At 61.9% G+C, this 24,373-nt stretch carries 24 protein-coding genes; 4 read left to right on the top strand and 20 right to left on the bottom strand.

Going from position 1 to position 24,373, the window contains the following annotated elements; genetic code table 11:
• Positions 1–45: 45 nt before the first annotated feature.
• The 11 genes from BBG20_RS28065 to BBG20_RS28015 all read right to left on the bottom strand — a co-directional run bounded on the left by BBG20_RS28065 (position 46) and on the right by BBG20_RS28015 (position 9,012).
• Positions 46–1,035: a DNA polymerase III subunit delta' gene (locus BBG20_RS28065; RefSeq protein WP_065909296.1), complete on the bottom strand. Its 990-nt coding sequence runs from the start codon at positions 1,033–1,035 to the stop codon at positions 46–48.
• Entirely contained in the window at positions 1,028–1,660 is a 633-nt protein-coding gene (tmk, locus tag BBG20_RS28060; protein WP_065909293.1) for a dTMP kinase, read from the bottom strand. Before tmk ends, BBG20_RS28065 begins: the two co-directional genes overlap by 8 nt.
• A 19-nt stretch (positions 1,661–1,679) precedes the next feature.
• Positions 1,680–2,813, bottom strand: coding sequence for an endolytic transglycosylase MltG (mltG, locus tag BBG20_RS28055; RefSeq protein WP_065909291.1), 1,134 nt, complete (start codon positions 2,811–2,813; stop codon positions 1,680–1,682).
• 1 nt (position 2,814) lies between these two features.
• Entirely contained in the window at positions 2,815–3,630 is an 816-nt protein-coding gene (pabC, locus tag BBG20_RS28050) for an aminodeoxychorismate lyase (protein ID WP_065909289.1), read from the bottom strand.
• Complete coding sequence (fabF, locus tag BBG20_RS28045) at positions 3,630–4,874, bottom strand: beta-ketoacyl-ACP synthase II (RefSeq protein ID WP_065909287.1); 1,245 nt, start codon at positions 4,872–4,874, stop codon at positions 3,630–3,632. Before fabF ends, pabC begins: the two co-directional genes overlap by 1 nt.
• A gap of 128 nt (positions 4,875–5,002) precedes the next feature.
• Positions 5,003–5,239, bottom strand: a complete 237-nt coding sequence (acpP, locus tag BBG20_RS28040) for an acyl carrier protein (RefSeq protein WP_003175607.1) — start codon at positions 5,237–5,239, stop codon at positions 5,003–5,005.
• A gap of 191 nt (positions 5,240–5,430) precedes the next feature.
• Positions 5,431–6,174, bottom strand: coding sequence for a 3-oxoacyl-ACP reductase FabG (fabG, locus tag BBG20_RS28035; protein WP_065909285.1), 744 nt, complete (start codon positions 6,172–6,174; stop codon positions 5,431–5,433).
• A gap of 31 nt (positions 6,175–6,205) precedes the next feature.
• Positions 6,206–7,144: an ACP S-malonyltransferase gene (fabD, locus tag BBG20_RS28030; RefSeq protein ID WP_065909283.1), complete on the bottom strand. Its 939-nt coding sequence runs from the start codon at positions 7,142–7,144 to the stop codon at positions 6,206–6,208.
• Between the two features lie 126 nt (positions 7,145–7,270).
• Positions 7,271–8,281: a phosphate acyltransferase PlsX gene (plsX, locus tag BBG20_RS28025; RefSeq protein ID WP_083221498.1), complete on the bottom strand. Its 1,011-nt coding sequence runs from the start codon at positions 8,279–8,281 to the stop codon at positions 7,271–7,273.
• Between the two features lie 4 nt (positions 8,282–8,285).
• Positions 8,286–8,468: a 50S ribosomal protein L32 gene (gene rpmF, locus BBG20_RS28020; RefSeq protein ID WP_003179396.1), complete on the bottom strand. Its 183-nt coding sequence runs from the start codon at positions 8,466–8,468 to the stop codon at positions 8,286–8,288.
• A gap of 13 nt (positions 8,469–8,481) precedes the next feature.
• Complete coding sequence (locus BBG20_RS28015) at positions 8,482–9,012, bottom strand: YceD family protein (protein ID WP_010566563.1); 531 nt, start codon at positions 9,010–9,012, stop codon at positions 8,482–8,484.
• Positions 9,013–9,117: 105 nt separating this feature from the next.
• On the opposite strand from BBG20_RS28015, the gene BBG20_RS28010 reads away from it, so the two are divergent.
• Positions 9,118–9,696: a Maf family protein gene (locus tag BBG20_RS28010; protein ID WP_065909279.1), complete on the top strand. Its 579-nt coding sequence runs from the start codon at positions 9,118–9,120 to the stop codon at positions 9,694–9,696.
• A 130-nt stretch (positions 9,697–9,826) separates the two neighbouring features.
• On the opposite strand, the gene BBG20_RS28005 is transcribed toward BBG20_RS28010, so the two are convergent.
• Genes BBG20_RS28005 through rluC form a run of 3 tightly spaced genes read right to left on the bottom strand, consistent with a single transcriptional unit; the run spans position 9,827 to position 12,440 of the window.
• Complete coding sequence (locus BBG20_RS28005; RefSeq protein WP_065909277.1) at positions 9,827–10,810, bottom strand: S49 family peptidase; 984 nt, start codon at positions 10,808–10,810, stop codon at positions 9,827–9,829.
• A gap of 21 nt (positions 10,811–10,831) precedes the next feature.
• Positions 10,832–11,494 carry an HAD-IA family hydrolase gene (locus BBG20_RS28000; RefSeq protein WP_065909276.1) on the bottom strand — a complete coding sequence of 221 codons (663 nt, stop codon included), beginning with the start codon at positions 11,492–11,494 and terminating at the stop codon, positions 10,832–10,834.
• The gene (rluC, locus tag BBG20_RS27995) at positions 11,481–12,440 is read right to left on the bottom strand and encodes a 23S rRNA pseudouridine(955/2504/2580) synthase RluC (RefSeq protein ID WP_028617584.1); all 960 of its coding nucleotides are present in this window, start codon (positions 12,438–12,440) and stop codon (positions 11,481–11,483) included. The genes BBG20_RS28000 and rluC overlap by 14 nt, the downstream gene beginning before the upstream one ends.
• A gap of 758 nt (positions 12,441–13,198) precedes the next feature.
• Between rluC and rne the strand changes: the two genes are divergently transcribed.
• On the top strand, positions 13,199–16,450 hold the full coding sequence (gene rne / locus BBG20_RS27990) for a ribonuclease E (protein WP_450091347.1): 3,252 nt from the start codon (positions 13,199–13,201) through the stop codon (positions 16,448–16,450).
• 116 nt (positions 16,451–16,566) lie between these two features.
• On the opposite strand, the gene BBG20_RS27985 is transcribed toward rne, so the two are convergent.
• From BBG20_RS27985 to BBG20_RS27975, 3 genes are all read right to left on the bottom strand, one after another.
• Positions 16,567–17,163, bottom strand: coding sequence for a nucleotidyltransferase family protein (locus tag BBG20_RS27985; protein ID WP_065909274.1), 597 nt, complete (start codon positions 17,161–17,163; stop codon positions 16,567–16,569).
• Entirely contained in the window at positions 17,160–18,146 is a 987-nt protein-coding gene (locus BBG20_RS27980; RefSeq protein WP_065909273.1) for an XdhC family protein, read from the bottom strand. Before BBG20_RS27980 ends, BBG20_RS27985 begins: the two co-directional genes overlap by 4 nt.
• 259 nt (positions 18,147–18,405) lie before the next feature.
• A complete protein-coding gene (locus BBG20_RS27975) occupies positions 18,406–19,740 on the bottom strand; it encodes a dicarboxylate/amino acid:cation symporter (protein ID WP_065909268.1) in 1,335 nt (444 codons plus the stop codon).
• A gap of 339 nt (positions 19,741–20,079) precedes the next feature.
• Between BBG20_RS27975 and BBG20_RS27970 the strand changes: the two genes are divergently transcribed.
• Positions 20,080–21,078, top strand: a complete 999-nt coding sequence (locus tag BBG20_RS27970; protein WP_065909264.1) for an AraC family transcriptional regulator — start codon at positions 20,080–20,082, stop codon at positions 21,076–21,078.
• A 41-nt stretch (positions 21,079–21,119) separates the two neighbouring features.
• Here the strand turns inward: BBG20_RS27970 and BBG20_RS27965 are convergent, their stop codons facing one another.
• Genes BBG20_RS27965 through BBG20_RS27955 form a run of 3 tightly spaced genes read right to left on the bottom strand, consistent with a single transcriptional unit; the run spans position 21,120 to position 23,467 of the window.
• Complete coding sequence (locus tag BBG20_RS27965) at positions 21,120–22,466, bottom strand: ATP-binding protein (protein ID WP_065909262.1); 1,347 nt, start codon at positions 22,464–22,466, stop codon at positions 21,120–21,122.
• Positions 22,463–23,140: a response regulator gene (locus BBG20_RS27960; RefSeq protein ID WP_065909260.1), complete on the bottom strand. Its 678-nt coding sequence runs from the start codon at positions 23,138–23,140 to the stop codon at positions 22,463–22,465. The genes BBG20_RS27965 and BBG20_RS27960 overlap by 4 nt, the downstream gene beginning before the upstream one ends.
• An 18-nt stretch (positions 23,141–23,158) precedes the next feature.
• Entirely contained in the window at positions 23,159–23,467 is a 309-nt protein-coding gene (locus BBG20_RS27955) for a hypothetical protein (protein WP_065909258.1), read from the bottom strand.
• Between the two features lie 143 nt (positions 23,468–23,610).
• On the opposite strand from BBG20_RS27955, the gene BBG20_RS27950 reads away from it, so the two are divergent.
• Positions 23,611–24,327: a 4'-phosphopantetheinyl transferase family protein gene (locus BBG20_RS27950; protein WP_065909256.1), complete on the top strand. Its 717-nt coding sequence runs from the start codon at positions 23,611–23,613 to the stop codon at positions 24,325–24,327.
• Positions 24,328–24,373 lie beyond the last annotated feature (46 nt).

Genomic DNA, 24,373 nt, shown 5'->3' with positions numbered 1-24,373 from the left:
TCACGGAAAGTGTCTGGCCAACGATACACCCGTCGGCCACCGAAATTAACGCCGGCCCAGCAAGCCGACCCACTGCACCAGCAGCGCTTCGAGCAGCAGGACACGGTTGAGGTTGGCCTTGCCGAGCACTTTCTGGCGCTGGGCGAGGATCCAATCCTGGATGTTCAGCACCTTGTCCTGCGCACTTTTCTGCGCGAGGTACTGCACCACCTTGCGCATGTCCGGCAGGCCCAGGCCGCTTTCATCCTGGGTCAGCTGATAGCGCAGGATCAGGCTCGACCAATCGCAGAACCAGTCGAACAGCAAAAGCAGGGGGATATCCTTCCAGGCGCTTTCGGCCAGCTGCGTGGCAGACAGCTCTTGCTTGAGCAGCTTCTTCACGCCGTCGACCACCAGCGCGCGTTGCTCACGCACGCCCTGGGCCTGCAGCTTCACAGCCGCCAGCGGTGAGCCGGCCGCCAGGGTGAGCAATTCGACCCGCTCCTCCTCGGAGCACTCCGGCAGCGCCTTGGCCAGCCACTGCAGGCTCATGGCCTCGCTCGGCAACGGGCACGCCTGCTGCACGCAACGGCTGCGGATAGTCGGCAACAAGCGGCTGGACTGGTGACTGACCAGCAGCAACACAGTGTCGCCGGAAGGTTCTTCGAGGCTCTTGAGCAAGGCGTTGGCGGCGTTGATGTTCATCGCCTCCACCGGCTCGATCAGCACCACCTTGCGCCCGCCCATCTGCGCGGTTTGCACCACGAAGCTGACGAGGTCACGCACCTGGTCGACCTTGATCGCCTTGTCGGCTTCCTCGGGTTCGAGCAGGTAGTTATCCGGGTGGCTGCCGGCCTTGAGCAACAGGCAGGACTTGCACTCACCGCAAGCCTGCAGGTTGACCGGACGCTGGCACAGCAGGCTGGCCATGAGTCGCTCGGCCAAATCACGCTTACCGATCCCCGCCGGCCCGTGCAGCAGGTAGGCGTGGGCGTGCTGGGCACGGCCGGCCAGTTGTTGCCAGAGGCTGTCCTGCCACGGATAGGCTTCAGCCACGGGCGCGCTCCAGCAGGTTCGGCAACAGGGCATCGATGGCTTGCTGCACCTGGGCCAGCGGCTGCGCAGCATCCAGCAGGTAGTAACGCGCAGGCTCAGCCTTGGCGCGTTTGAGGAACGCCGTGCGTACGGCGTCGAAGAAGGCTTGGCCTTCGAGCTCAAAGCGGTCCAGGCGACCGCGCGCACTGGCGCGGGCCAGGCCGACTTCCACCGGCAGGTCGAAGACCAGCGTCAGGTCAGGGCGCAAGTCGCCTTGAACGAAGGTTTCCAGGGTGGCGATGCGCTCCAGGGACAAGCCGCGACCACCGCCCTGGTAGGCATAAGTGGAGTCGGTGAAGCGGTCGCAAATCACCACGGCACCGCGCGCCAGGGCCGGGCGGATCACTTCAGACAGGTGCTGCGCGCGCGCAGCAAACACCAGCAGCAACTCGGTATCCGCATTCATCTGTTCCTCGCCCGGGGCCAGCAACACTTCACGGATGCGCTCTGCCAGCGGCGTGCCACCGGGCTCGCGGGTCAACACCACCTCGATGCCCTCAGCGCGCAAACGCTCGGCCAGGTAATCGCGGTTGGTGCTTTTGCCGGCGCCTTCGGGGCCTTCCAGGGTAATAAACAAGCCAGTCACGGGCAGTCCTTAGTCAGAGTCATTGCGGGCTTTGCGGTGCGGAGGTGTCCGGCGCAGGCTCAGCTGGCTTTTCAGCCGGGGCTTCGGCCGATGGTGCTGCGTCTTGCGCAGGGTTCACGACCGGTGCCGGGCTGGAGCGGTAATCGGCCCGGCGCTTGAGCTGGAACTCGCGCACGGCGGCATTATGCGCATCTAGGTTGTCGGAGAAAACATGACTGCCATCACCCCGGGCGACGAAATACAGGCTGCTGCCCGGCACCGGGTTCAGCGCCGCATGGATCGCTTCGCGGCCGACCATGGCGATCGGTGTCGGCGGCAGGCCAGCCACCATGTAGGTGTTGTAGGGGTTGGCTTCCTTGAGGTGCGCACGGGTCAACTTGCCGTTGTAGCGCTCGCCCAGGCCGTAGATCACGGTGGGGTCGGTCTGCAGCAGCATGCCGATCTTCATGCGCCGCACGAACACGCCGGCAATCTGGCCGCGCTCCTCGGGCACGCCGGTCTCTTTCTCCACCAGGGAGGCCATGATCAGCGCTTGATAAGGGTCAGTGTACGGCGCATCGGCGGCGCGTTTGCTCCACTCCTGGGCGAGTACATCGTCGAGGCGGTTGTAGGCTTTTTTCAGGAATTCGACATCGGTCATGCCGCGCACGAAGCGGTAGGTGTCCGGGAAGAACCGCCCCTCAGGGAACACGCCAGGGTGACCGAGCTTCTCCATCACCTCACTGTCAGTCAGGCCCGCGAGGGTCTGCACGATCTTTTCATGCTTGGCCAGGGCGAGGCGTACCTGGCGGAAATTCCAGCCTTCGACCAGGGTCAGGCTGTATTGCACGACTTCGCCACGCTGCCACAGGCCGATCAGGCCCTGTGCGGTCATGCCCGGGGTCATGCGGTATTCGCCACTGTGCAAGGGCTGACCATCAAGGTTAAAGCGCCAGTACAGGCGCAACCAGAAGGCGCCGTCGAGCACGCCGTCGGCTTCCAGGCGATTGAACGTACCGGTGGGCGTCGCCCCGGCCGGCACATCAAGCAATTGCTCCTGGGTCAGGTTCAAGGGCTGCTTCAGGGTGGAATCGAGTTTCCAGGCGGAAAACCCCAACAGCAACGCCGCCGAGAACAGACCGATCAGCAGCAGTACAACCAGTTTTCGTATCAACTCAAGCATCCAATAGCGCGCGAACAATGCCCTGCAGTTTACGGGTGAGCGGCCCAACCGGCCAGCTCATCGCAGCGCAGCCACGCACCGGCCAAATGCCATACACGCTGTTGCACACAAAGACTTCGTCAGCCTGTTGCAACTGCTCAAGACTCACGTCAGCCACGGCTACCGGGACGCCCAGGGCTTGTGCCTGGGCCAGGATCTCGGCGCGCATGACCCCGGCAACCCCGCAACGATTCAGATCGGCGGTTAGTAACAAGCCATTACGCACCAGGAACAGGTTGCTGAAAACGCCTTCGATGACCCGCCCGGACATATCCAGCATCAAGCCTTCGGCATGTTCGGCATCTTGCCACTCGGCACGGGCAATCACTTGCTCCAGGCGGTTGAGGTGCTTGAGACCGGCCAGCAAGGGCTGCTCGGACAAGCGGGTGGCGCACGGAAACAGGCGGATACCATCAGTTCCATGGGCTTGGGGATAATGAGCAGGCGCATTGCCCTGCAGGAGACGGCGCACCGGTGCACCAGGGTTGAAACCATAACCGCGCAGGCTGTCGCCGCGGGTGAGGATCAACTTGAGGACACCGTCGCCGAGGGCGGCGGCATAAGCCAGCACTTCGCTGCGGATCAACGCGTGATCCGCCGCTAAAGCGAGGCGCTTGCAGCCCTCTTCGAGGCGCTGCAAGTGGCGGTCGAGCAACACAGGTTGCCCGGCCCTGACGGCGAGGGTCTCGAACAGACCATCGCCATACGCCAGGCCGCGATCTTTCAGGGGCACGCTGTCCGCTGGCTGACCGTCGACCCAGCTGTGCATCACTCGGCGAACCGGCGGAACACCAGGGAACCGTTGGTGCCGCCAAAGCCAAAGGAGTTGGAGATCACCACGTCGATCGGCATCGGCTGCGCTTCGTGCGGCACGAAGTTCAGGTCGCAGCCTTCGTCGGGCTCATCCAAGTTGATGGTCGGCGGAGCGACCTGATCCTTGATGGCCATCACGCTGAAGATCGCCTCGACCGCGCCCGCCGCGCCCAGCAAGTGGCCGGTCATGGACTTGGTGGAGCTGACTGCCAACTGGTAGGCGTGCTCGCCGAACACCGACTTGATGGCTTCGGCTTCCGCCAAATCGCCCGTCGGTGTCGAGGTGCCGTGGGCGTTGATGTACTGCACTTGCTGCGGATTGACCTTGGCATCGCGCAGCGCATTGGTGATGCAACGCGCAGCGCCGGCACCGTCGGACGGTGGCGAGGTCATGTGGTAGGCGTCGCCACTCATGCCAAACCCGATCAGCTCGGCGTAGATGGTCGCACCACGCGCCTTGGCGTGCTCCAACTCTTCGAGTACCAGCGCACCGGCACCGTCGGACAGGACGAAACCGTCGCGGCCCTTGTCCCAGGGACGGCTGGCGCGGGTCGGCTCGTCGTTGCGGGTCGACAGCGCACGGGAAGCACCGAAGCCGCCCATACCAAGGCCACAGGCGGCCATTTCGGCGCCGCCGGCGATCATCACGTCAGCTTCGTCGTAGGCGATGTTGCGCGCGGCCATGCCGATGCAATGCGTACCGGTGGTGCACGCCGTGGCGATCGCGTAGTTAGGTCCCTGTGCGCCCAGGTGGATGGACAGGAAACCGGAAATCATATTGATGATCGAGCCCGGGACGAAGAACGGTGAAATTCGACGGGGGCCGGAATCATGCAGCGTGCGGCTGGTTTCTTCGATATTGGTCAAACCGCCAATACCCGAACCCATGGCCACGCCGATGCGGTCACGGTTGGCGTCGGTGACTTCCAGGCCGGCGTTACGCACTGCCTGAAAACCGGCTGCCAGGCCGTATTGAATGAACAGGTCGAGTTTGCGGGACTCCTTGACCGAGAGATAGTCCTCGACATTGAAGCCCTTTACCGAGCCGCCAAAACGGGTGGAATAGGCAGAAAGGTCCGTGTGTTCGATCAGACCAATACCACTGTGGCCAGCCAGAATGCCCTGCCAACTGCTCGGCACATCCGTGCCCAGTGGCGACAACATACCCATACCGGTGACTACGACGCGTCTACGCGACACAGCACTCTCCTTTTTCTTGATGACGACACTTTGCTTCGACGCTCACTTTTCATCAGGGCTAAAGAAAAAACCGCACGCCGTTACAGCAGTGCGGTTTTTCCCTAACAGCAAGCGACGACTACAAACTATTACGCCTGGTGGCTAGTAACGTAGTCGATAGCAGCTTGAACAGTAGTGATTTTTTCAGCTTCTTCGTCCGGGATTTCGGTCTCGAATTCCTCTTCCAGAGCCATCACCAGCTCAACGGTGTCAAGGGAATCGGCACCCAGGTCTTCTACGAAGGAAGCAGTGTTGACCACTTCTTCTTCTTTAACGCCCAGTTGCTCGGCGACGATTTTCTTGACGCGCTCTTCGATGGTGCTCATACCTTGTTTAACTCCTAATGGACAAATTCAGGCAGCTGGCCAGTGGGTAAGTGTATAGAAAGCCTTTTCAGCTTTTCAACTGAAAGCTTCACCCTGTACCCGGTCGGCCACCTGCCTATAAATTAAGTTGCAGCTTTATAACGGATTTTAGACAGCTCGTATGACATTTTTTTGAAGCGATCCGTCACAATTTAACTCATGTACATCCCGCCGTTCACCGGGATTGTAGCCCCAGTCACGTATGCCGCACCGTCGGATGCCAGGAAAGCGACCACATTCGCGATCTCTTGAGCCTGGCCCAGACGGCCCAGCGGAATCTGCGTCAGCAAGCCTTCACGCTGTGCTTCCGGCAGCTCGCGGGTCATATCGGTGTCGATGAACCCTGGGGCCACCGAGTTGACCGTAATCGACCGCGAACCGACTTCACGTGCCAATGCACGGCTGAAACCTTCCAGACCGGCCTTGGCGGACGCGTAGTTTACTTGGCCTGCGTTGCCCATGGCACCCACTACGGAGCCAATATTGATAATTCGGCCCCAACGCGCCTTGGTCATGCCGCGCAAAACACCCTTGGACAGGCGAAACAGACTGTTCAAGTTGGTATCGACCACGTCGTACCACTCGTCGTCTTTCATGCGCATCATCAGGTTATCGCGGGTAATCCCGGCATTGTTCACCAGAATCGCCGGCGCGCCGAACTGTGCGGTGATCTCGGCCAGTACGGCAGCCACGGATTCATCGCTGGTCACGTTCAGCTCAAGGCCGGTGCCCTGTACGCCGTTTTCCTTCAAGGTCGCGGCGATACGCTCGGCACCCGAGGCGGAAGTGGCGGTGCCGATCACAACGGCGCCCTGACGGCCCAGTTCCAGGGCGATCGCCTGGCCAATGCCACGGCTTGCGCCGGTAACCAGTGCAACTTTACCTTGCAGACTCATGCAGGCTTCTCCTAAGTTCGGGGATCAGGTTTCAGGCCTGTGCCGCAAGCGCGGCAGCGAAGGCATCCGGGGTATTGAGGTTGGCAGTCGACACGCCGTCGGCGCAGCGCTTGTTCAGGCCGGCCAGGACTTTGCCCGGGCCGCACTCGACCAGTTCAGTGGCGCCATTGGCAGCCAGGGTCTGCACCGATTCTACCCAACGCACGGGTTTGTAGAGCTGCTCCAGCAGGTCGCGCTTGAGGGTGTCGAGGTCTGCAGCCACGGCTGCGCTGACGTTCTGCACCAGCGGAATCTGCGGCGCCTGCCAGTTGATGGCAGCGATGGACTCGGCAAAACGCTCGGCCGCCGGGCGCATCAGCTCACAGTGCGACGGCACGCTGACCGGCAACGGCAGGGCGCGTTTGGCACCGCGTGCCTTGCAGCCTTCAATGGCGCGTTCGACAGCCGCCTTGGCACCGGCGATCACCACCTGGCCAGGGGAGTTGAAGTTCACCGCGTTGACCACTTCGCCCTGGGCCGCTTCGGCGCAGGCTTCGATCACCACGGCATCGTCCAGACCCAGGATAGCGGCCATGCCGCCCTGCCCGGCCGGAACGGCCTCTTGCATCAACTGGCCACGACGCTCAACCAGCTTGACCGCCTCACCCAGGGTCAGGCTGCCCGCCGCCACCAGGGCGCTGTACTCACCCAGGCTGTGACCGGCAACGAATGCCGGACGCGCGCCACCTTGTGCCAGCCACAAACGCCACAGGGCGATCGAAGCGGTCAGGATGGCCGGCTGGGTCTTGTCGGTTTGATTGAGTTGTTCTTCCGGCCCCTGCTGGGTCAGTGCCCACAGGTCGTAACCCAGGGCATCGGAAGCTTCCTTGAAGGTATCCAGGACCTGCGGATATTGCGCGCCCAGCTCGGCCAGCATGCCGAGGGACTGCGAACCCTGCCCTGGAAAGACGAATGCGAGGGATGTAGACATGTAACAAGCCCCTAATGATCTGGTCGTCGGAAATCGACGCCCCTACGGTGGGAGCGCACGAAACTGACAGATTGGATGGTCAATTGAACTGGCCGGTCACATTTAAGCATTCCCGGGCCGATTCGCCTAAGGCAACAGGTCCTCGAGACGGCCGTGCAAGCGTTGCGGCAGGTTTTCCTGGATCTCGATCAAGGCCCGTGCAATCGCGCTCTGAAAGCCTTCCACACCGGCAGAACCGTGGCTCTTCACCACAATGCCCTGCAGGCCGAGAAAACTCGCACCGTTATGCCGCGCCGGCGCCAGGTCAGCCTGCAGGCGCCGCATCAATGGCAGTGCCAGGGCACCCACCAGGCGCGACGCCAGATTCTGCTTGAACAAGGCCTCGATACGCGCAGCAATCATGGTCGCCAGGCCTTCGCTGGATTTGAGCAGGATATTGCCGACAAACCCGTCGCACACCACCACATCCGCTTCGCCACGGTACAGGCCATCACCTTCGACGAAGCCTACGTAGTTCAAACCCCGCGCACCCTGCAGCAAGGTGGCGGCCAGCTTGACCTGCTGGTTGCCCTTGATGTCTTCGGTACCGATATTCAGCAAGGCCACGCGCGGACGCGCCACGCCCAATGCTTCGGCAGCCACCGAGCCCATCACTGCGAACTGGAACAGGTGCTCGGCACTGCAATCGACATTTGCACCCAGGTCCAGCAGTTGGCAATAGCCTTTCTGCGTCGGAATCGCGGCCACCATCGCCGGGCGGTCAATCCCCGGCAGGGTCTTGAGCACGTGTCGGGACAGCGCCATCAACGCCCCGGTATTGCCGGCACTGACACAGGCTTGCACCTTGCCATCACGCAGCAACTCAAGGGCCACCCGCATCGAAGAGTCGGGCTTGCCGCGCAGGGCTGCCGCCGGCTTGTCATCCATGCTGATGGTTTCGCTGGCTGGCGTAATCGTCAGGCGCGCGCGATCCACCGCCGGATGGCTGGCAATCAGTTCTTCAAGAAGGGAGGGTTGACCGACAAGGGTCAGGTGCAGCGAGGGTGTGGCAGACAGGCTGGCAATGCAGGCCTGAACAATGCTGCGGGGACCGAAGTCCCCGCCCATTGCGTCAATCGCGATGACTAGGGCAGACAAGTGATTACTCGTCAGCGCCCTTGTCGATCACTTTACGGCCACGGTATACGCCTTCTGGCGATACGTGGTGACGCAGGTGAACTTCACCGGTGGTCTTTTCTACGGACAGGGTGCTAGCCTCGAGAGCGTCGTGCGAACGGCGCATGTCACGGGCGGAGCGGGATTTTTTGTTCTGCTGAACAGCCATAATTGATTAACTCCTAAACGTTTGGGTCACGCTTTAACTGCGCCAATACACTGAACGGGTTGGACCGCGTTACCTCGTCCTCGCTCGGTTCGGGCTCGTCATCGAGGCCCGCCGGCTGCTGGCATTCTTCCGGATGATGAGCAGGCACAATGGGCAAGGCGAGCAAAAGCTCCTCCTCGATCAGTGCATGCAGATCCAAAGGATCTTCGCCCAGTTCCAGCACGTCATAACCTTTCGGCAACGACTGGGTATTCGCACCCTCCTTCACCACAGCATAACTGCACTCGCTGTGGATCGGCAGGGTGACCAGCTCAAGACAACGCTGGCAAACCATTTTGACTTCGGTGTCGATAAAGCTGTGAATTACCACAGATTTACGTTCATCTCGTTCAAAAACGAATTTGGCCTGCACCGTACCGACAGTGTCGGAAAGCGGGTCGCAGAGTCTCTCCAAATCGGCCAGCAGCAACTCACCTTGAAGGGAGGTGCCACGATCAGCCAATTTGCGCGGGTCAACGTGAGGTGGAATCGGGTCATTCAACATAGGCGCAGCATTATAGGGATGCACCCGGCCATGTCAAAGGAAATTCAGCCCTGTGCGTCAGCCGGTCGCCCCGCTAGAATCCCCGGCTGCCTTGAGGAGACGCCCATGCTGCCTTTATTACTCGCATCCAGCTCGGTTTATCGCCGGGAATTGCTCAGCCGCCTGCACGTGCCGTTCATCTGCAGCTCGCCGGATATCGACGAAAGCCACCGTGCAAATGAATCCGCCGTCGACCTGGTCAAGCGCCTGGCCGAAGGGAAAGCCCGCGCCCTCGCCGCGAGTCATCCAGGCCATTTGATCATCGGCTCCGACCAAGTGGCCGCGCTCGACGGCCGGATCATCGGCAAGCCCCACACCTTCGAGAACGCCCGCGAACAATTGCTGGCAGCCAGCGGCAAGCGTGTGAGCTTTCTGACGGGCCTGGCGCTCCTGAACAGCGAGACAGGGCACTGCCAGGTCGACTGTGTGCCGTTTACCGTGCACATGCGTGAGCTGGACGTTGAGCGTGTTGAGCGCTATCTGCGGATCGAGCAGCCGTATGACTGCGCAGGGAGCTTCAAGGCTGAAGGCTTGGGTGTGAGCCTGTTCCAGAGCACCGAAGGGCCGGACTCGACCAGCTTAGTGGGCCTACCACTGATACGACTGGTCGACATGCTGCTGGCTGAAGGCGTGCAGATCCCTTAAGCCCACCACCGAACTACTGTGGGAGCTGGCTTGCCTGCGATAGCGCTGGTCCTGCCACTATAAATGTCGACTGGCCAACCGCTATCGCGGACAAGCCCGCTCCCACACGTGAATCGATGCGCCTGCTGGATCAGCGCAGGCTCGGGCCTTGGAAGCCCATGTAGAACGCCAGCTTCTCGGCCACGCTGGCACCCAGCCGCTTGGAGAAGCGATCAAACGGCGATTCCTCAACCGTGAAATCCACCAGCTCTTTCTCGCCAATCACATCGCGCGCCACCGAACTGGCACTGCCCAGGCCATCGATCAAGCCCAGCGGCAACGCCTGCTCGCCCGACCACACCAGCCCGGAGAACAGCTCCGGATGGTCTTTGTCCTTGAGGCGATCACCGCGCCCCTGCTTCACGCTGGCGATGAATTGACGGTGGGTGGTGTCGAGCACGCCCTGCCAGAACTGGGTTTCATCGGCCTTTTGCGGCTGGAACGGGTCGAGGAAGGCCTTGTGCTCGCCCGAGGTGTAGGTGCGACGCTCCACGCCGAGCTTCTCCATGGTGCCGACAAAGCCGTAACCGGCCGCCGTTACACCGATGGAACCGACCAGGCTGGCCTTGTCGGCATAGATCTGATCAGCAGCGCTGGCGATGTAATAGGCGCCCGAGGCACCCAGGTCGGAAATCACCGCGTACAGCTTGATATCCGGGTGCAGGCCGCGCAGACGACGAATCTCGTCATACACATAACCTGATTGCACCGGGCTGCCGCCAGGACTGTTGATGCGCAGGATCACACCCTTGACCTTGGGGTCTTCGAACGCGGCACGCAGGCTGCTGACAATATTGTCGGCGCTGGCCGACTCCTTGTCGGCAATCACCCCGCGCACTTCAATCAGGGCGGTGTAGTTGGCGCCGCGGGTTGCGCTTTTTTCCATGTCCATCAACGGGCTGAACAACGCGAGCATGGCAATAAGCCAGACAAAGGTCAGCAACTTGAAGAAAATCCCCCAACGCCGTGCCCGGCGCTGCTCCTGGACACTGGCCAGGAGGGTTTTCTCCAGCAGCTTCCAGCTCTTGTCATCACTGCTATCGGCCTTTTCGGGCGCTTTCCACTCGTCACTCATGCCATTAACCCCAGCAAAGACTTATCGGGCCTGGCTGAGCCAGGCCTGCAGTTCAGAAAAATGATCAATCGTCAGCCTGGGCTCGTATTGCTGCAAGGCTTCAGCTGCCTGGGCACCGTAGCTGACCGCCACGCTGTCCATGCCAGCATTGCGCGCCATCATCAGGTCGAAAGAAGCATCGCCCACCATCAGTGCCTGGCGCGGCGCTACACCGCAATGCGCCAGGATCTGCTCAAGCATCAGAGGGTGAGGTTTGCTGGCAGTTTCATCCGCGGCGCGGGTGATATCGAAGAAGTCTTCAAAACCATGCGCCTTGAGCACCCGATCCAGCCCGCGACGGACCTTGCCGGTGGCAACAGCGAGGTGGTAACCCTCGGCGCGAAACGCTTCCAACGACTGCATCACGCCCTCGAACAACGGCGAAGGCGTGGCCTCCAGCGCAATGTAGTGATCGGCGTAATGGTCGCGGAACGCAACTAGCTCAGCGTCGCTGATCTGCGGGTACAGGGTGCGAATCGCCTCCGGCAAGCCCAGGCCGATGATGCCCTTGACCGCCAGGTCGCTGCACAGTGCGTAGCCGGAACGGGTCGAAGCGGCGTGCATCGACTCGACAATCCGGCCAATGGAATTACACAGAGTGCCGTCCCAATCGAAAATCAGCAGTTTGTAATCAAGGTGCGACACTCAAACGCTCCACGGTCTTGGCCCACATCTCATCGACCGGCGCCTGCAGCTTCAGCTCGCCGCCGTCGGGCAGCGGCACAGTGAGCATGTAGGCGTGCAGGAACAGGCGCTTGCCGCCCAGGTCGCGGATCTCCTTGGAGAAATCCTCATCGCCGTACTTGGTGTCACCGGCAATGCAGTGGCCTGCGTGCAGCGTGTGGACGCGAATCTGATGGGTACGCCCGGTGACCGGCTTGGCCTCGACCAGGGTGGCGAAATCGCCGAAACGGCGCAGCACCTTGAACAGGGTCAGGGCTTCTTTGCCCTCCTCGTCCACTTCAACCATGCGCTCGCCGGAACGCAGGTTGCTCTTCTGCAACGGCGCACGAACGCTCTTGATCGAACTGGCCCAGTTGCCGCGCACCAGCGCCATGTAGCGCTTGTCCACGCCATCGCCACGCAGGGCGGTGTGCAGGTGGCGCAACATGCTGCGCTTTTTGGCAATCATCAGCAGGCCGGAGGTGTCACGGTCCAGGCGATGGACCAGCTCCAGCTCCTTGGCATCCGGGCGCAACTGACGAAAGGCTTCGATCACGCCGAAATTCAGGCCGCTGCCGCCGTGAACCGCAATGCCGCAGGGCTTGTTGATCACGATCAGCTTGTTGTCTTCGAAGACAATCGAGGCTTCAAGACGCTGCAACAGGCCCTGGGCCAACGGCACAGGCTCGTCGCGTTCCGGCACGCGCACCGGCGGCACACGGACGATATCGCCCGCCTGCAACTTGTACTCGGGCTTGATGCGGCCCTTGTTCACGCGCACTTCGCCTTTACGCAAGATGCGGTAAATCAAGGTCTTGGGCACGCCTTTGAGCCTGGCCAGGAGAAAATTGTCGATGCGTTGGCCGGCATATTCCGGCGAGACCTCGAGCAGCTGGACGCTGGGGGTCTGGGGGGCGGTAGTCGTCATGGCGGCGATGATAACAATTTTTTATGGAATTGAAGCACTTAATCATTGCTGCTATAGTCGCGAACGCCGCCAAAAGCGGCCTGGACAGAGGACTTGCGGCAAACTGCCGGCCCTGACCATCGCAATTCATCAGGACGCGAGGCCGTCCTACGGGGCTTTCGCCACCCTGGAAGGCTCGAGATTGTAACAAGCGCAGGTGACATGAGGCCTGAAGCGAGTGCAGAAAGCAGAGTGAATACTCGCATTCTGCGCCGATATTTACGGCCAGTTCACAAAGTGCAGTCAGTCTTGGGCCAGACCATGGCGAATGTTTCGGAAACAACGCCTGTTAAGAGCTGAGTGAGAGCGCAGTCGCCCACACCTAGTCTTGTTTAGCCATGAGCGTGGACTCCCCATTGGAGAACACGGTAAATGCCAACCCGCTGCGGATTCTGCGCGCGGCAGCACCCGAATTATCAGGGATACGTGTAGGGTGGAGATGCACAACCGTCGGACCGTGTAGCACTAGGCTTATATTTAGACGCTTCATCTCGTCCACAGTCGCCGGTTGATTCCTCCTCCTGACCTTAGCTTTTGTTGAAGTGGTGCCTTTGTCACCACCGCTAACAAGCAGGACGCGTCCGTCGCGATACCGGCCCAATTGGCAGGTTTTGCTGGACACTGGAGTGGCCAACCACTCTTGACGCACCTGACACCGACCGTGAGAAGTCGTGTGTGCCGAACGCCGTTTCCGGCAGCCCGGAAACCGACGGTACAACATGAAAAGAATGCTGATTAACGCAACTCAACCCGAAGAGTTGCGTGTTGCACTGGTAGATGGCCAACGCCTCTACGACCTGGACATCGAATCCGGTGCACGCGAGCAAAAGAAGGCCAACATCTATAAAGGCCGTATTACTCGCATCGAACCAAGCCTTGAGGCTGCCTTTGTCGATTTCGGCTCCGAGCGCCACGGCTTCCTGCCCCTCAAAGAAATCTCCCGCGAATACTTCAAGAAAGCCCCTGAAGGCCGCGTGAACATCAAGGACGTCCTGAGCGAAGGCCAGGAAGTCATCGTCCAGGTCGAAAAAGAAGAACGTGGCAACAAGGGCGCCGCCCTGACCACCTTCATCAGCCTGGCCGGTCGTTACCTGGTACTGATGCCGAACAACCCGCGTGCCGGCGGTATTTCCCGTCGCATCGAAGGCGAAGAGCGCAACGAACTGCGTGAAGCGCTGAACGGTTTGATCGCACCGGCCGACATGGGCCTGATCGTGCGCACTGCCGGCCTGGGCCGCAGCAGCGAAGAAATGCAGTGGGACCTCGACTACCTGCTGCAACTGTGGACCGCCATCAAAGAAGCGTCCCTGGATCGTTCCGCGCCGTTCCTGATCTACCAGGAAAGCAACGTGATCATCCGCGCCATCCGCGATTACCTGCGCCAGGACATCGGCGAAGTGCTGATCGACAGCGTTGAAGCCCAGGACGAAGCCCTGACCTTCATCCGCCAGGTGATGCCGCAGTACGCCAGCAAGATCAAGCTGTACGAAGACAGCGTGCCGCTGTTCAACCGTTTCCAGATCGAAAGCCAGATCGAGACCGCTTTCCAGCGTGTCGTCGAACTGCCTTCCGGTGGCTCCATCGTGATCGACCCGACCGAAGCCCTGGTGTCCATCGACATCAACTCGGCGCGCGCCACGAAGGGTAGCGACATCGAAGAAACCGCCCTGCAGACCAACCTGGAAGCGGCTGAAGAAATCGCCCGCCAACTGCGCCTGCGTGACATCGGCGGCCTGATCGTGATCGACTTCATCGACATGACCCCCGCCAAGAACCAGCGCGCCGTGGAAGAGAAAGTCCGCGAATGCCTGGAAGCTGACCGTGCCCGCGTACAGGTCGGCCGCATCTCGCGCTTCGGCCTGCTGGAAATGTCCCGTCAGCGCCTGCGTCCATCCCTGGGCGAGAGCAGCGGCATCGTCTGCCCACGCTGCAACGGCACCGGCATCATCCGTGACGTTGAATCGCTGTCCCTGGCGATCCTGCGCCTGATCGAAGAAGAAGCCCTGAAAGACCGCACCGCCGAAGTCCGCGCACAAGTGCCGATCCCGGTTGCCGCTTTCCTGCTCAACGAAAAACGCAACTCGATCACCAAGATCGAACTGCGCACCCGTGCCCGTATCGTGATCCTGCCGAACGATCACCTCGAGACCCCGCACTTCGAAGTGCAGCGCCTGCGCGACGACAGCCCGGAAGCCCACAGCGGCCAGTCCAGCTACGAAATCGCCGCTGCTGCTGCCGAAGTGGAAGAAGTCCAGCCAGCCGCTGCGACCCGCACCCTGGTTCGCCAGGAAGCGGCCGTGAAGACGGCACCGGCGCGTGCCAACGCACCGGTACCGACTGAAGTTGCCGCCCCGGTTGCCGCGCCGGCCGCCCTGCCTGAGCCAAGCCTGTTCAAGGGCCTGGTGAAGTCGCTGGTCAGCCTGTTCGCCACCAAGGAAGAGCCGGCCGCGCCGGTGGTGGTTGAAAAACCTGCCGCTGAGCGTCCAGCCCGTAACGAAGAGCGTCGCAACGGTCGCCAGCAAAGCCGTAACCGCAACGGTCGCCGTGACGAAGAGCGCAAGCCTCGCGAAGAACGTGCTCCACGTGAAGAACGCGCACCCCGCGAAGAGCGCGCGCCACGCGAAGCCCGTGAAGACACGCCAGCCGTAGCCCGTGAAGAACGTGCACCGCGTGAAGAGCGCGCACCGCGTACTCCACGTGCACCGCGTGAAGATCGCAAGCCACGTGGCGAGCGTGAAGAGCGCGTGCGTGAACTGCGCGAGCCGCTGGATGCTGCACCTGCCGTTGCCGCTGCTGCCGGCGCTGTCGCTGCTGAAGAGCGTCCAGCTCGCCAGCCACGCGAAGAGCGCGCCCCTCGCGAAGAGCGCCAGCCGCGCCCACCGCGTGAAGAGCGCCAGCCACGTGCCGAGCAAGCCGCTGCTGCCAGCGAAGAAGAAGTGCTGACCGGCGAAGAGCAACTGCAGGACGACGGTCAGGACAACGCCGAAGGCGATCGTCCACGCCGCCGCTCCCGTGGCCAGCGTCGTCGCAGCAACCGTCGTGAGCGTCAGCGTGATGCCAACGGCAATGTGATCGAAGGCTCGGAAGAAGCCGGCGAAAACGCAGAAGCCGCGACCAGCGAACCGACCGGCGCCGAACTGGCTGCAGGTCTGGCCGTTACCGCCGCCGTGGCCAGCTCGGTGATCAGCGCCCCCGCTGAAGCCCAGGCGCACGAGCAAGCTGAGCGCGCTACCGCGGCTGTCGAAGAAACCGTTGTGGTTGAAGCACCTGTCGCGCACACCCCGGTGGAAGAAGCGCCAGCTGTTGAAGCACCGGTCGTAGAAGCCACCACCCCGATCGAAGCCCCAGTGGTGCCGGAAGTGGAAGTGGCCCCAGTGGTTCGCGAAGTTCGCGAAGCCCAGCCGGAAGCCGAATTGGCCGCTGTCGAGCCAGCACCGGTGGTTGAGTCTCAGCCTGTGGTTGAAGCACCAGCTGAAGCCCCGGTTGTCGAAGAAGCTGCCCCGGCAGTGCGTGAAGTTCGCGAAGAACAGACCGCCTTCCAGTGGACGGCCCCTGAGCCAGCCGCCCCGGTTGAAGCGCCAGCACCTGCCCCTGTGGTAGAGCAAGCGCCAGCGCCGGTGGTCGAAGCCGTGGTTGCCGAGCCTGCGCCGGTGGTCGAGCCTCAGCCAGTGGTTGAAGCGCCAGTGGTTGCCGAAGTCGCCGCTCCGGTGGTTGAAGCAGCACCTGCCAGCGCCCTGACCGAAAATGGTCGTGCGCCGAACGATCCACGTGAAGTGCGCCGTCGTCGCAAAGAAGCCGAGGCAGCCGCCGCTGCAGCAGCTGCTGCCGCCGAAGCACCGGCCCCGGCCGCTGAAGCCGTGGTTGAACACACTGCACCGATCGTCGACGAAGCCCCGCGCGCCGTCGAAGAAGTGGCAGAGCACCACCCAAAGGCCCTGGAAGAAGAGCACGAGCCTAAACCTCTCGTCTGATTCCAACCGCCACTAAAAAGCCCCGCCTGAGTGATCAGGCGGGGCTTTTTATTGACGCAAGAAACCAAGCTTTATCCCTGGGATACATTCGCCTGCAGGCGCTGGCTGGCCGGCTCCTACAGCTGGATGGGGGAGAAATTCAAACTCTGCGGCAGGTCGACGTCCCAGAGTACGCCCGGATCATCTACCGACACCTCGCTGACGGTCTCCTGTGCAAACAGCGGCCTGGCCCCTCGGTCACCGGTCAGCGCCATCAGGCCCGGCCCCAGCGCCCGGTCAAACGCCACGGGATGCCCATACTGCGCATCCTGAACCGGCACACTGATACCGCCCTCCTCCAGCGCAGCGATCACCCGCTCGATGCTCGACGACTGCACAAACGGCATATCCCCCAGCACCACCAGCCAACCTTCAGCGGTGCCACTGGCCGCGACGGCCGCCGCAATGCTGTCGCCCATCCCCGCTGAATCCAGCAGCAACACTTCGCAGCCGTAGGCTTGCGCCAAGCGAATCACCTCAAGGCGCTCCGGCGAAGTCACCACCCAGCGTTTTACCACCCGCGGCGGCAGCGCCAAAAGCACCTGTTCGATCACCGGCCGCGTCACGCCATCCAGGCCGACGCAATCGGCGAGCAACTTGTCTTGATCGGCGCCGGCCTCGGCACGAAAACGACGGCCCTGGCCGGCCGCCAAAACAATCGCGGTAATCGTCACTCCGCCACCACCGGCAGCGGCTTTTTCTGCATTGGCGCTACGCCATTCTTGATCGCGACAATTTCCGCCATCAGCGACAACGCGATCTCCGACGGCGTATGGCTGCCGATATGCAAACCAATCGGCCCGTGCAAACGCGCGATTGCCTCGGCAGACAAGCCCAGCGCCGCGAGGTTTTCCCGGCGCTTCTGGCTGTTGACCCGTGACCCCAGCGCGCCGATGTAGAACGCGCTGGAATTCAACGCCGTCAGCAAGGCCATGTCGTCCAGCCGCGGGTCGTGGGTCAGGCAGACGATAGCGGTGCGCTCATCGGTCTGGATATTCAACACAGCCTCATCCGGCATGCCCGGCACAAAGCGGCCATGCTGCTCTTCCCAGCCGTAGACAAATTCGTCGCGTGGGTCGCAGATAAGGACTTCGAAATCCAGCAAGCGCGCCATTTCCGCCACGTAGCGTGACAGCTGCCCGGCACCGATCAACAGCAGGCGCCAGCGCGGGCCGTAGATGGCCCGCAAGCGCTCGCCATCAAAGCTGACGATGTCGGTCTTGCTCGCGCTGCTCAGGGTCACGGCGCCAGTGGCCAGGTCCAACTCGCGGGCGACAATTTCATGCGCTTCGCAGCGCGCCAGCAATTGCGCGACCCAGTCCCAATCCTGCACACGCTCCTCGGTCAGGCGCAGCGTGCCGCCGCAAGGCAGGCCGAAGCGCGCCGCTTCATCGCGGGTGACGCCGTAGGTGACCAACTGCACCGGCGGCCCGTCACCGGCCAGGCGGCCGTCCTGCAAGCGCGCAATCAGGTCATCCTCGATGCAACCGCCGGACACCGAGCCGATCACCACGCCGTCGCCACGCAGCGCCAACATGGCGCCCGGCGGCCGTGGTGCACTGCCCCAGGTCTGGACCACGCTGTACAACACCACCGGCTGACCGGCGCGACGCCATTCGAGCACGCTGCGCAAGACATTCAGATCCACACTGTCCATCAACACTCCTGCAAGCGTGCAGCGCAGCCAAGCGGCTGGCCAATGGATTTTAGAACGGGCAACCCTGCGCGAGTTTCATCAGCGTAGACCGACCCGGGTGAACGGCAGCCCCATAAAGACGGGCTTCACCGCAATCTGATGAAGTGTTTACTTAATGTAAATCAAAAAAATGAAAAAGTGATCCACCCGAAACGCAAACGCCCCGAACAAGTCGGGGCGTTTGTGCGAAGCGTCGGTGTCAATTCACACCGGGAAGCGCTTACTTCACCGAAGCAGGAGCAGGACCTTCGGCGACGCCCAGGTCATCTTCCACACGGGTGTCGGAGATGCCAGTACCGCCGGAAGCCAACTCGCTGTGCAGCTTGTCGGTGTCCAGTTCCTTGACCCACTTGGCCACGACGATGGTGGCAACGGCGTTACCGACCAGGTTGGTCAGCGCGCGGGCTTCGGACATGAAGCGGTCGATACCCAGGATCAGCGCCAGGCCGGCAACCGGCAGGTGGCCCACGGCCGACAGGGTTGCAGCCAGTACGATGAAGCCGCTACCGGTCACGCCTGCAGCGCCTTTGGAGGACAGCAGCAGCACCAGCAGCAGGGTGATCTGGTGGGTGATGTCCATGTGGGTGTCAGTCGCCTGGGCGATGAACACGGCAGCCATGGTCAGGTAGATCGAAGTACCGTCGAGGTTGAACGAGTAGCCAGTCGGGATCACCAGGCCTACTACGGACTTCTTCGCGCCCAGGCGCTCCATCTTGATCAGCATGCGTGGCAGTGCGGATTCGGAGGAGGAAGTACCCAGCACGATCAGCAGTTCTTCACGGATATAGCGAACCAGCTTCAGCACGCTGAAACCGTGCGCGCGGCAGATGGCGCCCAGCACCACGACCACGAACAGGATGCAGGTGATGTAGAAGCAGATCATCAGCTGGCCCAGTTGCACCAGCGAACCGACACCGTAGGCACCGATGGTGAACGCCATGGCGCCGAGGGCACCGATTGGGGCGAGCTTCATGATCATGTTGATGATGTTGAACATCACGTGCGCGAAGCGATCGATGAAGTCCAGGACCGGCTTGCCGTAGGCACCCAGGCGATGCAGGGCGAAACCGAAGATCACCGAGAACATCAGCACTTGCAGGATGTCGCCGTTGGCGAACGCACCGACGATAGTGTTCGGGATCACATTGAGGATAAAGCCAACCACGCTCTGGTCTGCACCGGCAGTCACGTAGGCCGCGACTTTGGAGGCGTCCAGGGTCGCCACGTCGATGTGCATGCCGGCGCCCGGTTGCACAACGTTGACGACGATCAGGCCGATCAGCAGGGCGATGGTGGAAACGATTTCGAAGTACAGCAGCGCGTAGCCGCCGGTTTTGCCGACCGATTTCATGCTTTGCATGCCAGCGATGCCGCTGACAACGGTGCAGAAGATGATCGGGGCGATGACCATTTTGATCAGCTTGATAAAGCCGTCACCCAGTGGCTTGAGGGCCACGCCGGTCTGTGGGTAGAAGTGACCGAGCAAAATACCGATAACGATTGCAACGATCACCTGGAAATACAGGGATTTGTAGATTGGCTGACGAGTCGTCATTGCAAAGTTCCTCAATCGTCCCGTGTGGCAAATATCCGCCATTGCCCACGACACTTGAATTGCGAACCCTCCTGCACTGGAGGGATTTGTTGTTTGCGAGGCTTGTAGGACCAGGCCTGCGCTGTTGTATGTATCGCAAACGGCGTGCCAGCTTTGGTAAAAATCCTACAGGCCTTTAGACATCAGGGCTGGGGGATTTTCGACCCCTTCTAACGCAGGTAAACAGGTGGCGGATTTCCGCCCACTCGCCCAATCCCGTCCTACAATTTGGCGGATATCCGCCTTGTCCCTCTCCCAGGGGGTGGCTACCATCGGCCACTCCATGGACGAGGCCTTCGCATGCGTGAACGTACCATCGCCAGTCATTACGCCCGGGCGGCCCTCGGCGGTGCACGCCGAGCCGGCTATGATTATTCGGGCCTGTTGTTGCAGGTCGGTATTACCCCGCAATTACTGAGCGAACCTCGCGCCCGTATTGCACCGGAGCAATTTACCCGACTGCTGCAAATGCTCTGGCTGGCGCTGGACGACGAATACCTGGGCTTTGCCGACGGCCCAAGCAAACGCGGCACTTTCGCCATGATGTGCCACGCGCTGATCCACTGCCGCACCCTGGAGAAAGCGCTGGAACGCGGCTTATTATTTTATAGCCTATTCCCACAAGGTCCGCGCTGGCAGCTGACCCGCGAAGGCGACATGGCCCGCTTGAGCCTCGACGACTCGCAACTGTGGGACCCGGACCATTTCCTCAGCGAATGCCTGCTGGTGATCTGGCATCGCCTGGGCAGTTGGCTGATCGGCCAACGGATTCGGCTGCACCAGGCCACGTTCAGCTACCCGATGCCGGCCCATGCCACTGAATACGACCTGCTGTTTCCGTGCACCCTGGTGTTCGGCGCCTCGAGCAGCAGCCTGGTATTTCCCAGCCGCTACCTGAGCCTGCCGTTGCTGCAGGACGAGCGTACGCTCAAGCACTTCCTGGAACGCTCGCCGGCGGATTTGCTGTCGCGCCCCGATGAGGGCGACAGCCTGAGCAGCCAACTGCGGCGCCTGCTGAGCCGCGACCGCACGCCCTGGCCGGACCTGGAAGCCGTCGCCCAGCACCTGCACATCAGCCCGCAAACCCTGCGCCGGCATCTGCGAGAGGAAGGCACCAGTTTCCAGGCACTCAAGGATGAGCTGCGGCGGGACATCGCCATCTATCACCTGGGGCGGGCGGATCTGTCATTGCAGGAGATCGCCGAGCAGTTGGGATTTTCCGAACCATCGGCGTTTCATCGGGCGTTCAAGAAGTGGACGGGGCTGACGCCCGGGGCGTACCGGGCGCAGGAAAGTTAGAGGTGTGTTGCCGGCGATGAAGCCATCACCGCCGATAAAGCTCACACCGCTGGAAAGTGAATCTTGAACGCCGCCCCACCCAATGGTGAATCACCCAGGGTCAGGCGCGCGCTGTAGCTTTCAATGATGTCCTTGACCACCGCCAGGCCAATGCCCTGCCCCGGATGCTGGCGGTCCAGCCGCTCGCCCCGCTGCAGGATCCGTGCACGCTGATCCGGTGGCACCCCGGGCCCGTCGTCTTCAATGCACAGCTCGGTGCCTTCCAGGCTTTCCACCAGGCTGATGCGCACTTCACTCAGGCACAGCCGGTAGGCGTTTTCCAGCAGGTTACCGAGCAATTCGAGCAAGGCGCCCTTCTCGATCGGTACGTCGCACTCTTCCGGCAGATCAAAAGACACGGTCACGCGTTTGTCGCGGTAGACCTTGTCCAGCGTGTCGCACAGGCTTTGCAGCACCGGCTCCAGGCGCACCTGGTGGCGCACCAGGCCGCTTTTGCGCAGGCTCGCGCGCTGCAACTGGTAGCTGATCTGCTGGCTCATGCGCTCGATCTGCGATTGCAGGACCCAGGCCTGGTCGCGGTCTTCCGGACGCTGGGCCATGTCCTCGCTTACGCCCTGCAATACTGCCAGCGGGGTTTTCAGGCTGTGGGCCAAGTCGTCGAGGGAGTCGCGATAGCGTGCCCGCTGCTCGCGCTCGCTGTGCAGCAAACGGTTGAGCGAGCCGGTCAGGCGCAGCAGTTCGCGGGGATGTTCTTCGCTGAGGCTTTCGCGGGTGCCGCCTTCGATCTGGTCGAGTTCCTGGCTCAGGCGCCGCAAGGCTTGCAGGCCCCAGGTCAGGCCCAGCCATAGCAACGTCAGCAGCACCAGCAAGGCTGCGCCGAAGCCCAGGTACAGGTTTTCGCGCAGGCCTTCGAGGGTCAGCTGATATTCGCGCACCGGCTGCAGGGCGACGATACTGAACGCCGCGCTCTTGCCGCCGAGCAGCTTGACCTCGACGTCATAGACGAAGAATTCCTGGCCGTTGGCTTCGCGAATTCGCGCAAATTCATTGCCGCGTCCGTCATAGCGCGGCTTGTAGTTGATGTTTTCTTCTTTGGTCGCCCGCGAGCGCCACACCAGGTGGCCCTCACGGTCATAGATGTAGCCCAACAGGCGGCTGTCAGTCAGGTTGAAACGTTCGTCAGGCAACTGCGCCGGCATCAGCAGCCGGTTGTTTTCGACGCGTGCCGCCGAAATCAGGGTAGTGACATCCGACGCCAGGCGCTGCTCGATGGAATCCTGCAACGCCAGGCTGAACGCCCCCTGCATGGCCGGCAACAAACCCAGCATGAACAGCACGGCCAGGGTGGCGGCCGCCAGCATCAAGCGCACGCGTAGCGAGCGAATCAACGGCAGCGCTCATTGAACAGGTAGCCCAGGCCGCGCACGGTGTCGATCGGCTTGAACCCCGCCGGGCCTTCGAGTTTGCGGCGCAGGCGGCCGACCAGCACTTCGATCACGTTTGGATCGCGCTCGTCGTCATCGGGGTAGAGCTGCTCCATCAAACGGTCCTTGGCCACCACTTGCTGGTGATGGCGCATCAGGTATTCGAGGATCCGGTATTCGTAGGCGGTCAGTGCCAGCGGCTGTTCGTCGAGGGACGCCTGCTTGCGATTGAGGTCCAGCAGCAACGGCCCGGCGACGATGGTCGATTGGGTAAAGCCGCTGGAGCGGCGCAACAAGGCATTCATCCGCGCCTCCAGCTCTTCGAACTGGAACGGCTTGACCACGTAGTCGTCGGCGCCCGCCGCCAGGCCTTCGACCTTGTCCTGCCAGTTGCCACGCGCGGTGAGGATCAGGATCGGGAAGGTCTTGGCCTGGGCGCGCAATTGGCGGATCAGGTCCAGGCCGCCCATGCCGGGCAGGCCGAGGTCAATGATCGCCAGGTCATGATTGAATTGGCCGGTCTGGTACAGGGCCTCTTCGGCGTTGGCCACGGCCTCGACCACATGCCCACTGTCGGTCAGGCGGGTAAACAGGTGATGACGCAGCAGCGCCTCATCTTCCACCACCAGCAATTTCATAAGGCTCTCCAAAGCAAATCAACTGTCCGACAGGGGGATATCATAGCGGCCCTGCAAGTCTTGCTGGCGCATTTTAATGCCATTGTACTGGCCGGTCAGGTGTTGATAACCGGCGCGATAGCCCTGCTGCGGGGTCGCAAGGCCCAGGGACTGGCCCCAGGGCGTGGGCTGGCTGCCCGCCTCTTCGAAACTCACACGCTGGATCAGCGTGCTGGTTTTCTTGGTTTTCTCACGACCGAATCCTGCAAAGGCGCCATCGGAGGCCTGGACCCCGGCAGTGGCACTCAGCATGGTCAACGCCAACATCAGCTTTTTGATCGCAGTCATGGTGTTACCTCATACGCGCAGGGCTGTGGTGTGTTGAGACCAGCCTACGCAAACGCCCCTGAACTCCCCCTGAACAGGCTCTGAACCTCGCCTGAACCGTTGCGGGCTATCCGGCGGCGCAGCAACTCGGCAAAATACCGCCCATGAATCCCCTACCCGCTTGCTGCACCCCACTCGATGCCCACTGGCCGCTGCCCGCCCCGTTGCCGGGCACGGTATTTCTCAGCACCCGGTTTGACCCGGCCTTGCTGGCGGACGGGGATTTCCAGCGCAGCGCCGTGCCGCCACCGCCGAGCATCCAGCGCTCGGTGGCCAAGCGCCAGGCCGAGTTTCTTGCCGGTCGACTGTGTGCACGCGCCGCCCTGCAAAGGCTGGATCACCTGGATTGTGTGCCGGCGATTGGCGACGACCGCGCACCGGTGTGGCCGGCGCATATCAGTGGCTCGATCACCCACAGCACCGGGCATGCCGCCGCGATTGTCGGGCACAAGGCGCAATGGCGCGGGCTGGGCATGGACCTGGAGAACCTCCTGAGCCTGGAACGCGCGGAACGCCTGGCCGGGGAAATCCTGACCGCCGATGAACTGCAGCGCATGGCCGCCCTCCCTCGCGAACAGGTCGCCTTGCTGGTGACGCTGACGTTTTCGGCCAAGGAGAGTCTGTTCAAGGCGCTTTATCCGATCGTGCAGAAGCGCTTCTATTTCGAGCATGCCGAGGTGGTGGAGTGGTCAGAGGCCGGTCACCTGCGGCTGCGACTGCTGACGGATTTGTCCGAAGAGTGGTGCCATGGCAAGGAATTGACGGGGCAGTTTGCGCTGGATGACGGACAGCTGTTGAGCCTGGTGGCGGTAGGCGCCTGATAGGGCGCTGGCGCCGGCAAGGGAATGCACTGCAAATGCACGAGCC

This window comes from Pseudomonas aylmerensis (assembly GCF_001702265.1).
GTDB classification, from domain to species: Bacteria; Pseudomonadota; Gammaproteobacteria; order Pseudomonadales; family Pseudomonadaceae; genus Aquipseudomonas; species Aquipseudomonas aylmerensis.
Note: the sequence above shows the minus strand (reverse complement) of the source record. Positions and strands in the feature narration are given on the sequence as shown.

Bases quoted from the DNA above. Each gene is read 5' to 3' on its own strand.
- pabC (WP_065909289.1), bottom strand. From the start codon at position 3,630: ATGCACAGCTGGGTCGACGGTCAGCCAGCGGACAGCGTGCCCCTGAAA.
- acpP (WP_003175607.1), bottom strand. From the start codon at position 5,239: ATGAGCACCATCGAAGAGCGCGTCAAGAAAATCGTCGCCGAGCAACTG.
- fabG (WP_065909285.1), bottom strand. From the start codon at position 6,174: ATGAGTCTGCAAGGTAAAGTTGCACTGGTTACCGGCGCAAGCCGTGGC.
- fabD (WP_065909283.1), bottom strand. From the start codon at position 7,144: ATGTCTACATCCCTCGCATTCGTCTTTCCAGGGCAGGGTTCGCAGTCC.
- rpmF (WP_003179396.1), bottom strand. From the start codon at position 8,468: ATGGCTGTTCAGCAGAACAAAAAATCCCGCTCCGCCCGTGACATGCGC.
- BBG20_RS28015 (WP_010566563.1), bottom strand. From the start codon at position 9,012: ATGTTGAATGACCCGATTCCACCTCACGTTGACCCGCGCAAATTGGCT.
- BBG20_RS28010 (WP_065909279.1), top strand. From the start codon at position 9,118: ATGCTGCCTTTATTACTCGCATCCAGCTCGGTTTATCGCCGGGAATTG.
- BBG20_RS28005 (WP_065909277.1), bottom strand. From the start codon at position 10,810: ATGAGTGACGAGTGGAAAGCGCCCGAAAAGGCCGATAGCAGTGATGAC.
- rluC (WP_028617584.1), bottom strand. From the start codon at position 12,440: ATGACGACTACCGCCCCCCAGACCCCCAGCGTCCAGCTGCTCGAGGTC.
- rne (WP_450091347.1), top strand. From the start codon at position 13,199: ATGAAAAGAATGCTGATTAACGCAACTCAACCCGAAGAGTTGCGTGTT.
- BBG20_RS27980 (WP_065909273.1), bottom strand. From the start codon at position 18,146: ATGGACAGTGTGGATCTGAATGTCTTGCGCAGCGTGCTCGAATGGCGT.
- BBG20_RS27975 (WP_065909268.1), bottom strand. From the start codon at position 19,740: ATGACGACTCGTCAGCCAATCTACAAATCCCTGTATTTCCAGGTGATC.
- BBG20_RS27970 (WP_065909264.1), top strand. From the start codon at position 20,080: ATGCGTGAACGTACCATCGCCAGTCATTACGCCCGGGCGGCCCTCGGC.
- BBG20_RS27960 (WP_065909260.1), bottom strand. From the start codon at position 23,140: ATGAAATTGCTGGTGGTGGAAGATGAGGCGCTGCTGCGTCATCACCTG.
- BBG20_RS27955 (WP_065909258.1), bottom strand. From the start codon at position 23,467: ATGACTGCGATCAAAAAGCTGATGTTGGCGTTGACCATGCTGAGTGCC.
- BBG20_RS27950 (WP_065909256.1), top strand. From the start codon at position 23,611: ATGAATCCCCTACCCGCTTGCTGCACCCCACTCGATGCCCACTGGCCG.